Here is a 10,603-nt window from a genome sequence, read left to right as displayed (position 1 = left end):
CCGATCACCGCCGCAGCAGCCGGACCAGCCGCCGCACCAGCGCCCGCGCCGGCACTTGCTCCTGCTCCGCCGCTTGCACTCGCCCCTGTGCCTGCGCCGGCGGACCCGCCGGCGGCGGCTTTACCCCCGCCGGCCCCTGCGCTGCCGGCGGTGCCGCTGGATGCTTGCGGTGCGGCTTTTTTCGGCTCCGGCGGTTTCTTCCCACCACCACCGACGCCGTTGCCTCCACCGCTGCCGCCGGAGCTACCGCCACCACCTTCGTCGAGGACCTTCTTCGGCCCGTCCCCGGCTGGCTTCGATGGTGTGGGGACCGGGCGGTTGAGGGCGTTCTTGGTGTCTTGTTCGGAGCCGATCGCGTGGTACATGTCCAGGCCGACGAAGTTCAGGAACTTATACGTCATGTACGGGGCGAAGGCGGCCATCGCCATCAGCACGATCCCCGCCAACGGATCGGCCACCGAGGACAGGTCACCGTCGATCGGTGCGGACACCTGGGTGATGGCGACGAGGAACATGACGACCAGGACGAGTTTGGAGACGATCAAAGCGATGACGAACATCGCCCACTTGCCGATCCACCCCCGTGTCGCATCCCACGACGCCCCGGAGAACGCCAGCGGGGCTAGCACGATCGCGACCAGTAGCAGCGCTTTCCTGACCAGGAGGCTCAGCCAGACGATGGCGGCTGCCGCGATAGCCAGGCCGGCGAGGAAGATCGTGATGATCGCCCCGACCCCAGGGGCGGCGATGTTGATGGCGGTCAGGCCTGCGGCCAGGAGGGTGATCTTGTCGCCCATGGACTCGGTGGTCTCCCCGGCGGCTTGGATAATCCCGATGCACAGCTGATCGACCACCTCCAACAACAACGCCGTCAACGTGATCACGACGAAGGACCCGAGCACGCTCTTGGCGAGCCCGAGGGCAGCTCGACTGAGTGCGGTGGGGTCGCGGCGGATCAGCCCGGTGATCAGTTGCAAGCAGAAGAACAGCAGCATCACGAACACAGCGATGCCGAACAGGATGTTGTAGACCGCCACGAACTCATCCCTAGTGACATCCACCAGAGTGGTCGTGTCGAATACGGACCACACGGCCTCGAACAACCACCCGGCCGCGGCGCCCATCGCGGAGGCGAGCCAGTCGAAGGGGGCTGAGACGAGGGTGGCGGCGGCTTCGCCGGCCACGTCGCACACGGACGAGATGATGGGAACATCGCAGACACCCACCGCAGATCACTCCTTCACGCAGAGCCGAAGTTGGTGGGTGGGGTCAGACCTGCTGGCCGACGTTCCAGAAGAAGTTGATGAGCGTCACGCTGGCACCGCAGATGATCGCGGCACCGCAGGACACGAGGACGCCGATCTTCCCCCTGCCCGCCAGGTGCGGGTTGGAGGAGTTGGCGCCGAAGCCCCACACGATCGCCGAGACGATCAACGCGAGGACGGACAGGATGAGGCCGATGGTCATGATCGCGCCGACGATGGTGCGCAACTGGCTGATGCCGGGCAGGCCGGAGTCGTTGGGGTTGATGTCGATCTGCATCGGCAACGCCGGCCCGAGGGCGGTGGCAGTTTCAAGGGCGAGGGTCAGGGTGTTCACGGCGGGGTGCTCCTTTAGTGTTCGGCGAGGGTGGTTCTCGCCCATCAGGTGCACCACCGCCCCCCAGGTGCCGCGAACACGAAGCGCGGTGAGGGCAGCGAGGGGTCAGAGTTGTTGGCCGAGGTCGAGCAGCCAGTTCATCCACGCCACCCCACCGCCGGCCAGGACGACGGCACCGAGGGCGGTCCAGGCGCCGATGCGTGCTTTGGTCGCTGCGCCGTGGTGGCCGTTCGCGGTCGCCAGCGCCCAGACGATGGCGCAGACGATCAGCATCAACACCGCGATGATGAGCACGAACGTCAGCAGCGCGCCGATGACTTCGCGCAGCTCACCGATGCCGTCGAGGCCACCGAAATCGGGGAACACACCCATGGTCATCACCGCCCCTCGACCGCCGAAAGATGGGTGTGGTCGTAGTGACCGCCAGTAATCGACTCTGCGTCGTGCATGCCGCCGCCGTCGTAGTCGCGCCATCCTTCATCGGCGCGACCGGTGGACCAGATTTGTCCCTGCCAGATCAGGTAGTCGATCCCGAGGGTTTCGGCGTGTTCTTGGAGCCAGTTCGTGACTGCCCAGCCGAGTTCGAGTGCTTGGCCGGTGGCGGCTTCGCCGATGGCGTTGCCGAACGTGCCGTCACAGGCTCTGCCGAGGGGGTGGTCGGAGGCCTGTCCGGGGCGGGGTGAGTAGCAGACCCATGAGCTGTCGGGGAACGCTGTTTGGACTTGGTTGAGGATGTGAGCGGTGCGGGCGGTGATCTGCCCATCGGAGGTCGGATCATCGACCAACGCATCCGGATCGGCGCCTGTGAACGGCTCCGGAGCACCAGCCTGACCGGGGTCTGGCGTGCACCCGGGCTCAGGCCGGATTGTCTGGTCACCGCCGGTGATGCCTTCAGCATCCTGGTCGAGCAGCCATTGCTCGGCGTCGACGGTCTCGGCGTTCTGGCCGCCGGGTCGGATCTCCAGATGCAGGTGCGGGCCGGTGGAGCGGCCGGAGGAGCCGACGTCGCCGATGTGCTGCCCGGCGCGGACTTCTTGGCCGTCGGTGACGTGGATGCCGTGGGACCACATGTGTATGTACGTGCTCGTCACCGTCTGTCCTCGGACGTTGTGTTCCAGGACGATGACTCCGCCGCGGGCCTCGGTGTAAGACGCGGAGAGGACGCGGCCGTCGGCCAGCGCGAACAGCGCTGTGCCGTCGGGTGCGGCCCAGTCCGTCCCGGCATGGAAGGACCGTTCGCCGGTGAAGGGGTCGGTGCGCCAGCCCCAGTCGGAGGTCTTGACCCAGGTGCCCTCGGGCAGCGGGAAGACGACTCGGGAGGTCTCCGGCACCGTCGTGTCGCTGGTGCCGGTGTTGGCTGTGCGGGTGAGGGTGGTCAGGATGGTCTCGGCGACGGGCTGGTAGTTGCGGTAGCGGTCCGGATACGCGGAGACTTCGACGGCTTGGGCGGCTTCGCCGGGGTCCATGTCCTGCCATCCCGGGATATCCAGCAGGCCCCGTGGTGAGGGGTAGTTGGGTCCGTCGGGTCCGCCGTAGAACGCTTGGGCTTGATACTCGGCGCGCATCAACTCAGAGACCGATCCCCATCCCATCGAGGGGCGCATCTGGAACAAGCCGAGTGAGTCGTGGTCGGAGCCGTCGCCGTCGTTGGGATAGATGATCGACTCCGGATAGGCAGAGCTGTTGGACAGCATGCGCAGGTGTGACTCGGTGAGTGCGGCCATCAGCGCGATGATCACGCCCCGGTCGGTGATGCCCTCGGTCTCGGCGCCGGTGGTGATGATCGTGGCGGCGTGCTCTAGCTGGGTGCGGGTCAGCACGATGGTCTCGCCGTTGCGGGTGGTCGCGGTCAACGAGTCGGGTATCTCATCGACATGCAGGTTCGCATCACCGGGTGCGCAGACGGTGGCATCGGCTCGGGCGGCGGGGTTCAGCAGCACCCCGACGCCGAGGAATACCACGGCGGGGCCGAACATGACCGCCGCGGCAAGCAGAACGATCAGCGCCTTCTTCACTGTCAGATCACCTCCGGTGTCCTTATCGGAGGGGGTTGTCGAGCTGGGACAACCGGAGTAGGTGGCAGGTGTCGTAGGTCGGAGCACAGACGACGAACACCGTGAAGGCGACCTCGTGTTCGCTGGTGACGTGTTCGTCGTTCCACAGGCCTTCGCGGTGGCGGGTGCCCTCGATCGTGACCGCGACAGTGCCTTCGGCAAGCTGCCCCGACTGCGCCTGCGCAAGCGCGGTGTCCCAGGCGTCGGGCACGTAGATGTTGTCGATGGTGAGGCGTTGGGTGGTGGCGTATTGGCGCAGTTCGATCCAGGCGTCTCGGGTCGGGAGGTAGGTGGCGATATCGGAGGCCAGCCCGGCCTGCTCGGCCCCGGAGGGGTCGCCGACGTCGAGGATCACCGAGGTGTAGTCCAGGGGCATGAACCCACTACCGGTGTCCCACTGGAACAGCGCGGTGGCGACGTTGCGGGCGAAGGTCTCCGGATCGGCCGAGGCACGCACGACCGATAGCTGCGGTGTCGTGGTGGGCACAGGGTCGCCGGGTGCCGTGATGACCGGCCCGGGTCCGTTCTCGTCGTTGCGGTCGGTGTCGCTGGTGGTGAGTGGTCCGGTGATCAGGCCGTAGACGCCGACACCGGCCAACAGCAGCATCAGGAGCGCGGCGGCCAGGGCGGCGATCACCGGGCGACGAGTGCGGGGCTCAGATAGATCGGGAGTCTTCATGCCCACCAGGTGCACCACCGCCACCACAGGTGGGTGGAGTGGTCAGAGGGCGCGCAGATGTCCCCGCGCAGATACGAGGTCGTCGCCGGCCTGGCGGTCGTGGGCGGCGCGCAGTTCCTCGGCGAACCGGCTGGTGCCCTCAGCGGTGGTCAGGAAGGACTCGATCTGCTCATCGGTGAGTTCGGTCGCGAGCTGTTCGACGTCGTAGTGCATCCACCAGTGCGTGAGTTCTCTCCAGGTGAGAACGAATGCCCTCACCGGGTAACGCTTTGGCTTCCCGTCGTCATCGGTCACCGGCCTGGGCCGGGGTGCGCGCTTGCTGGTCTTCATCTGCTTGGCGCGGGCGAGGGCGTCGGTGGCGAGCTGATGCAGGTCCGCCTCGCGATGTTCCTGTGCGGTCTCGGCGGCGGTGCGGATGGCTTCGTAGATCGGATGCACGGGGGCGCCGGCGTCGATGCGCTCCAGTTCCGCGCTGACTTGTTCGCGTAGCTCGGCTGGCTGTGCTGGGTCATCGGCGATGTGTTGGAGGTAGCCGATCTTGTCGAGGGTCTTGTAGGAGGCGCCACCGGGAATCATTGCGGCGGCCTGTTCACGCGTCTTTCCGCGTGGTCCGGCGGACGGGGGTGGAAAATTTCCACCCCCGTCCGCTCCGGGCTGGTAGTCGCTGCTGAAACGGGTCGCCTGCTCGCGCCTTGCGGCGTCTTCGGCCATCAGTGTCTTCAGTTCGCGGTAGAGGGCGGCGGCCTCGGTCTGGGTCAGGGGTTTGTGCAGCACGTTGTCGTCCTGCTCGGCCAGGAGGTGTCCGAGGCGGTCGGAGATCCCGCTCCGGACCCAGACGTTGACCTTGCGCCAGCCGAGCTGCTTGATCGCCGCCAACCGCCGCGCACCGCACACCAGCACCCCGTCGGGGGTGATCGTGATGGGCTGCAACAGCCCGTCGCGCTCGATGGAGGCGGCGAGTTCGTCGAGGTCGCCCAGCTCGGTGCGATGACGGCGCCCCACGTGGATGGATTCGACGGTGCGCTCCAGCTCGATGTACCCCGCCGGCGCACTCATGACTTTTCGCCCTCACGGTGGCTGCGACCGCCAACGTCGGGAGCAGCGAGTGAGATGGTCAGGATCAGGTCATCGTCGCGCAGCAGCACCGGTAGGGACTCGCCGATCAGCAGCCGCAACATCACACCCCGTCCCGTGCCTGTGGCGGCGTAGGCGGGGTGCGGGTTGCCCAGCAGCGCCTTCAACAACGCCGACCAGGATCGGCCGGGGATGTCGAGTAGGGCGCGGGCGTGCTTGTCTCGCCGCAAGGTCTCATAGGCCGTCTGCCGGGTGCCGGTCTTGGTCAGCACCCCGCAGACATGCTCGACCCCGGCGCGTGCGGTGGCCGGCGGCCAGTCCAGCAGGGTGAACAGCGCGATCGCGTCCTCCATCGCCGAGCTGGCTGAAGTGCATGCCCGAGACGAGGCCAGGGACTCGGTGTCCTCATCATCGGTGGCCGGGGTGTCGTCGGTGACGTGGAACGCCGGGTGATAGTCCGTCAGGGGGTTCTCGCGGTCAGAGAACCGTTCGGGGTCGTGGAAGGCCGAGACGTGCGGACGGCGAGCTTGGTGGACCGAGCACAGCAGTCCTTGGGCGCGTGCTTCGAAGATGCAGGTGATCCGCACCGCGTGCGTGATCACCGCCCACGGATCACGTGCCTCACGGGCAGCGCGGGTGCACATCACCTTGAACGCCGCCGACGCGGCCTCCCACGGGTCCAGGTCGTGTTTGCGGGCGAGGGGCTCGTACTTCTGGGCCGCGTAGGCCATCAGCTCCGCGGCGGCCGGGTCGTGGGTCCACGCTCCAGGCCCGGCGGCGTGGAGCCGATGCAGCAGAGACCGCAGGCCCTCGCTGGTGCTGAAGTCCTCACCACCCTCACCGTCAGGGATGTCTCGGGCGGTGTTGCTTGTTGTGCTCATGGTTGGGGCACCTCCTGGCAGACAGGTGCACACGCGTTCCCCAACTGCCGTCCGCGACGGTGACGACGGCGTGGTGCTGGGGTGCGCATCGGTCAGGTCACCCCAGCCCGATCCCTGAACGGGTCACCCACGACCGGGAGCGGCTTCCGCGCCCGAACTCCGACACATCCGGGAGCCGGCGCGCCCGCTCACTCAGCGTCGTTCCGACGGACTTGATCCCACGACCGCCCGCCTGGGCCACCTGGCCGGAGAGCCGGCGGGTGCGGCGGGCCAGCTCGACCTCGAAGTCGATACCCCGCCCCGCCAGCGCGGCGCTGTGCCGGGCCATGAGGTCGGTGGGGCGTACCCAGTCCACGCCCCGCGCTCTCCGGCCTGCGTGCTGAGTCGTCTTCTCGCCGTTGTCACCGCGGGCGACCTTCGCGACGCGCACCGCATCCGGTGTGCTCGTCTTCTCCTGCGGTTCCGAGGCCGTCCGATCGGGTTTCGTCTCGGCAGGTCGCTGCCGATGCTGCTCGCGGTGGTGTCGAGCATGGTCCGTGTTCGTGGTCATGGGTTGTTCGCCTCCTCGACGGTCTCGTTGCCTGAAAGGTGCGCGGGGGTGAACCAGCGACCCACCGTGGAGGGGTGCACGTTGAGGTGGCGGGCGATGCGCTTGTTCGACCACCCCTGCTCGCGCAGTTCGGCAGCGACTTCACGCCGATCCCGCTCGACCGGTTCCTTGCCGGGTGTCGTCAGGGCCGGCTCCACAGGTGCCATCTCACGGGGCACGATCGGCGGCGGCGCGGGATCGGGCTCATCCTCGCTGCTGGGCTCGCCCTGGTTCCGGGTGAGTGGTTGAGATTCTTCGGACTCCGGGAGAGGTCGGGTGAGGATCACGGTCAGGTGGGTGATCGCCAGCAGCACCAGCGGCGGCACCGCGGCCACAGTGGCGGCCAGCACACCAGGAACGTCAGCGTCTGCGGCCACCACCGCGTGCAGGGCGTTGGCGGTGACCGAAACAATCGCGCCCGCGGCCAGGAGCATCCACGGATACCAAGCGCCCCGTTGGCCGGCGAGGGCGACGACGGAGACGGTGGCGACGACGATGATGCCGTCCACGATCAGCGGCCACGCCCACGCCTGCCCCGCCTCGATCCCCGAACGCAGAGCGAGATCAGCAAGCGCCGTAAAGCTCAGCCAGAACGCACCGAGCGCGATCAGGACCGTCCCGGCTACCGCGGTGATGACGGCGAGGCGTCCGCCGCGACGCCGCACCACCGGAGTGTTCGTCGGGGTCATGACAGCACCCGCCCTGCGGTCTGTTGTAGTTCTCGCCGGGGTGCCTCACCCGGTCCATCGGCGGCGGTGTGCGGACCTGGTTGTGTTGTGCGGTAGGCGGAGCGGATCGTCGTCGAGACCTCCCGCTGCGTCAGTCCTGCGTGTTCGGCCGCCGGCGCCAGGGCGGTGTAGGTGTCTGCCGGTGGGGTGCCGTTCTCGGCCAGGCGGCAGGCGGCCCAGAACAGGCCACGGTTGCGCTCACCCTCGGTTCGTCCGGCGACCCAGGCGGCCAGCCGTTCAGCACTGATGTCGCGCACCTGCCCGGGCGGTCTCGGGTTGGGGGTGGGGCGTGGGTCGAGGAAGTCTCGCAACCGGTCCGAATCCAGCTCCGCCGCGTGGCCGGTGGTGATACGTCGTACCCGATAGTTCGCATTGCCGGGGTCACTGGTCACGGTGGAGGGTGGGACGATGATGTAGCCGCCATCGCCGCGGAAGTCGATCCCGGCGCGGGCGGCCTGCCACGACCGCTGCGACAGGCCTGCCGTGGCCGGGTAGTAGGCGTGCATCCCGCCCGAGGGCGTGGACACCAGGAGCTGCCAGCCGTCCAGTAGCCCGGCGGCGTGGGCGCGCTCGAATGCGGCGAAGCCGTTGACGGGGCCGTGGACATCGACATCCACCACCACAACCCCTGAGGCGGCACCGGTGGGCACGCCGATGTTCGCCGCCGGGTGCTGGCGCCACCACGCCCGTACTTGGTCAGGGTTAGTGGTGGCGTCGTGGAAGCCATGCTCGGTCAGCGGACGCTTCCCGCCCGGCACGCAGGGAAACACCGGCACACCAGCGGCGGCGAACGCGCGTGCCGCCGCCGATGGCACCGGCCACGTGTCAGAGACCCGTGAAAGCACGCCCGTCAGGGCATCCGGGGCGACCATTACAGTCCCCGCCCCTGCACCGCCGCCGTCGCCGAGCCGCTGGCGGGGCGTGCTGTCGGTTCCGGTATCGGCGCCACTCGCCGCGCCGATACCGGGCGTTCGGGTACCGGCTGGTCGCGCTGGGGCGTCTCGCGGTCCAGTCCTGGGGGTGTGCCGTCGGCGACCTGGGCGGTGTCGAGCTGATCCAGGATCGTCAGGGCAGTCTTGCGGACCCGCTCCCCGGTGGCCTTCACAACGTCGACCGGTTCCTTGCCGTCCACCCTGGCGGCCCACGTCGAGACGTAGGGGATCGTGTACCCGCTGGTGTCCATACCGTGGGCAGCGCCGATCATCAGAGCGACCGACTCGGCCTCGACCTCACCGATCCCGCGATGCTGACGCGCCTCATCCTGGTCTGGCCCGTGGAGCAGGACGTGGCCGAGTTCGTGGGCGAGGGTCTTGACCTGAGCGGCGGGGTCCATGTTCTCCCGCACGGCGATGGTGTTCGCGGTGTAGTCCGTGAGGCCGTTGGCGCCGTGGATCAGGCCTTCGTGCGGCACCCGGAGAACCTGGAAGCCGCGGTCTTCGATCTGCTCGGTCAGGCCCTCCCAGAGCCCGGCCGGTGCTTCGCCTTCGAGCAGCTTCGGTGCGGGTGGTTCCGGGATCGGATCACCCTGCGTCTGGGAGGCGTCCCAGACATAGGCCGGCCGGACGCCGACCATCTTGGTGCGCACGACCTCACCGGCACGAGGCTTCTCGCCCTTCCCGAGGCGCCGCCAGGACTCCGCATCCGCCGGGGTGGCGGAAGCGAAGCGACCGGTAACCGGTGCGAGAATCTGATACCCCGGCTGGCCCTTCTGCACCTGCCGCCCGAGGCCCTGCCACTGCCGGTACCCGGCCACATACGACGGGAAGGGCTCAGGCACCAGTCCGGCTTCGTGGGCGCCCTGATGTTGCTCCCAGATCAGCAGGGTGTTCGAGAACGATCTGGCTCTGAACCGTGCCGCGAACGTGAGCGCCCGCGCCCAGTCCTCACCCGAGACGAGCTGTTCAACCGCGCCGGTCAGGCGCTCGTGCAGCTCATCGAGCTTCGCCTCGCGCGCTTCCTGCCTCGTCACCATCTGGCTCTGGCCTCCTCTCGGCATAGACCGCGCCCAGGAGAGGGCGGCGGTGCACCAACGAGGTGCGCCAGGAGAACCAGCAGGTGCGTCGAGACGGTCAGCGAACGAAAGGATCGATAGGTTGGCCGTCAGGAGAACTCGTGGTGCGCCTGACGTGCACACCGGATTACCGGCAATCTCCAGCCCTGTGGTGCTCGGTGCCGGGATGCTCCCGATATCCCGCTCGTAGTGCTTAGATCGGGAGCGGTGCTCAGCCCGCGCGGAGAGTCAGTTGCCGGTACCGGGTAGGGGTCAGGCCCACGTACTTGCGGAACTGCTGCGCGGCGTGGCCGCGGCTGCGCCAGCCAACCTGTCGCATCGCGGTCTCAATCGGAAGGTCGGTCTCTCGCAGCGACTTAGCAAGGTGTTCTGCACGCAGCATCGTCAAGTACGCCAGTGGTGTCTTGCCGTAGGCATCGGTGAACACGCGACTGAGCTGCGACGGCGACAGATGCACCCTCGCGGCCAGCCCGTCGAGGGTCCAATGCTCAGCCGGTGTTTGATGAAGCAGTTCGGCGGCCCGGCGGGCTTCGGCGCGTAGCGGGGCGAACTGGCGGTGTCGCGGGAGCGTGGGCCGGATGTGCGCACACTGCGACGCCGATATCCGCATCGGCGAGACTTTGACGAACGGTGCGATCACGTGGGCGATACTGAACCACACTGCCTGCATCCGGTAGAAGTTCTGGGCGAAGCCGCCGTCGATGCTGCGCTCGACCAGTTCGTCAAGCCACGGCATCAGCATCCCCGCTCGGTCCTCACCGAGATGAAGAATCTGCGCCGGCTCGGAGTAGACCGTTTCGGCAAGCTCCTGGGCTTCGAGCCGATCCTGCAACAGTCCGGCGTGCTGCCAGAACACCTGGTCGATCACATAATCGGTGTCCAGGTAGATAGTGGTGACGGTGATATGCCCCTCGGGCTCCGAGCCGCACAGCACGTTCGCACCGAGAATCATCACGTCGCCGACGTTGACGGGCTTCTGCCCGAACTC

Annotated in this window: 12 protein-coding genes; all 12 read right to left on the bottom strand. The window is 67.8% G+C overall.

Features of this window, described 5'->3' with window-relative positions; translation table 11 throughout:
* A partial coding sequence (locus tag F0311_RS07580; protein ID WP_150461340.1) for a conjugal transfer protein TrbL occupies nt 1-1,226 on the bottom strand: 1,226 nt, incomplete at its 3' end.
* Between the two features lie 43 nt (nt 1,227-1,269).
* A complete protein-coding gene (locus F0311_RS07575; protein ID WP_114907007.1) occupies nt 1,270-1,542 on the bottom strand; it encodes a DUF6112 family protein in 273 nt (90 codons plus the stop codon).
* Nucleotides 1,543-1,704: 162 nt separating this feature from the next.
* A complete protein-coding gene (locus F0311_RS07570; protein WP_150461342.1) occupies nt 1,705-1,971 on the bottom strand; it encodes a DUF6112 family protein in 267 nt (88 codons plus the stop codon).
* 5 nt (nt 1,972-1,976) lie between these two features.
* Nucleotides 1,977-3,614: a M23 family metallopeptidase gene (locus F0311_RS07565; protein WP_396897426.1), complete on the bottom strand. Its 1,638-nt coding sequence runs from the start codon at nt 3,612-3,614 to the stop codon at nt 1,977-1,979.
* A gap of 22 nt (nt 3,615-3,636) precedes the next feature.
* On the bottom strand, nt 3,637-4,332 hold the full coding sequence (locus tag F0311_RS07560) for a hypothetical protein (protein ID WP_150461339.1): 696 nt from the start codon (nt 4,330-4,332) through the stop codon (nt 3,637-3,639).
* A gap of 42 nt (nt 4,333-4,374) precedes the next feature.
* Nucleotides 4,375-5,388: a ParB N-terminal domain-containing protein gene (locus tag F0311_RS07555; RefSeq protein ID WP_150461338.1), complete on the bottom strand. Its 1,014-nt coding sequence runs from the start codon at nt 5,386-5,388 to the stop codon at nt 4,375-4,377.
* Nucleotides 5,385-6,287, bottom strand: coding sequence for a hypothetical protein (locus F0311_RS07550; protein WP_150461337.1), 903 nt, complete (start codon nt 6,285-6,287; stop codon nt 5,385-5,387). The genes F0311_RS07555 and F0311_RS07550 overlap by 4 nt, the downstream gene beginning before the upstream one ends.
* A 97-nt stretch (nt 6,288-6,384) precedes the next feature.
* Nucleotides 6,385-6,837 carry a hypothetical protein gene (locus F0311_RS07545; RefSeq protein ID WP_191089804.1) on the bottom strand — a complete coding sequence of 151 codons (453 nt, stop codon included), beginning with the start codon at nt 6,835-6,837 and terminating at the stop codon, nt 6,385-6,387.
* Entirely contained in the window at nt 6,834-7,565 is a 732-nt protein-coding gene (locus tag F0311_RS07540; protein WP_150461336.1) for a DUF2637 domain-containing protein, read from the bottom strand. The genes F0311_RS07545 and F0311_RS07540 overlap by 4 nt, the downstream gene beginning before the upstream one ends.
* A complete protein-coding gene (locus F0311_RS07535; protein WP_150461335.1) occupies nt 7,562-8,476 on the bottom strand; it encodes a bifunctional DNA primase/polymerase in 915 nt (304 codons plus the stop codon). The genes F0311_RS07540 and F0311_RS07535 overlap by 4 nt, the downstream gene beginning before the upstream one ends.
* On the bottom strand, nt 8,476-9,576 hold the full coding sequence (locus F0311_RS07530; protein ID WP_150461334.1) for an ArdC-like ssDNA-binding domain-containing protein: 1,101 nt from the start codon (nt 9,574-9,576) through the stop codon (nt 8,476-8,478). The genes F0311_RS07535 and F0311_RS07530 overlap by 1 nt, the downstream gene beginning before the upstream one ends.
* A 250-nt stretch (nt 9,577-9,826) precedes the next feature.
* Nucleotides 9,827-10,603 (bottom strand): helix-turn-helix domain-containing protein (locus F0311_RS07525; protein WP_150461333.1); only part of this gene is annotated, 777 nt, incomplete at its 5' end.

Source organism: Nesterenkonia ebinurensis, assembly GCF_008711175.1.
Classification (GTDB): Bacteria; Actinomycetota; Actinomycetes; order Actinomycetales; family Micrococcaceae; genus Nesterenkonia; species Nesterenkonia ebinurensis.
This window is presented reverse-complemented; position numbering and strand designations above follow the sequence as displayed.

Coding starts and splice junctions, on each gene's coding strand:
- F0311_RS07570 (WP_150461342.1), bottom strand. CDS start 1,971: ATGGGTGTGTTCCCCGATTTCGGTGGCCTCGACGGCATCGGTGAGCTG.
- F0311_RS07575 (WP_114907007.1), bottom strand. CDS start 1,542: ATGCAGATCGACATCAACCCCAACGACTCCGGCCTGCCCGGCATCAGC.
- F0311_RS07530 (WP_150461334.1), bottom strand. CDS start 9,576: ATGGTGACGAGGCAGGAAGCGCGCGAGGCGAAGCTCGATGAGCTGCAC.
- F0311_RS07560 (WP_150461339.1), bottom strand. CDS start 4,332: ATGAAGACTCCCGATCTATCTGAGCCCCGCACTCGTCGCCCGGTGATC.
- F0311_RS07535 (WP_150461335.1), bottom strand. CDS start 8,476: ATGGTCGCCCCGGATGCCCTGACGGGCGTGCTTTCACGGGTCTCTGAC.
- F0311_RS07555 (WP_150461338.1), bottom strand. CDS start 5,388: ATGAGTGCGCCGGCGGGGTACATCGAGCTGGAGCGCACCGTCGAATCC.
- F0311_RS07545 (WP_191089804.1), bottom strand. CDS start 6,837: ATGACCACGAACACGGACCATGCTCGACACCACCGCGAGCAGCATCGG.
- F0311_RS07540 (WP_150461336.1), bottom strand. CDS start 7,565: ATGACCCCGACGAACACTCCGGTGGTGCGGCGTCGCGGCGGACGCCTC.
- F0311_RS07550 (WP_150461337.1), bottom strand. CDS start 6,287: ATGAGCACAACAAGCAACACCGCCCGAGACATCCCTGACGGTGAGGGT.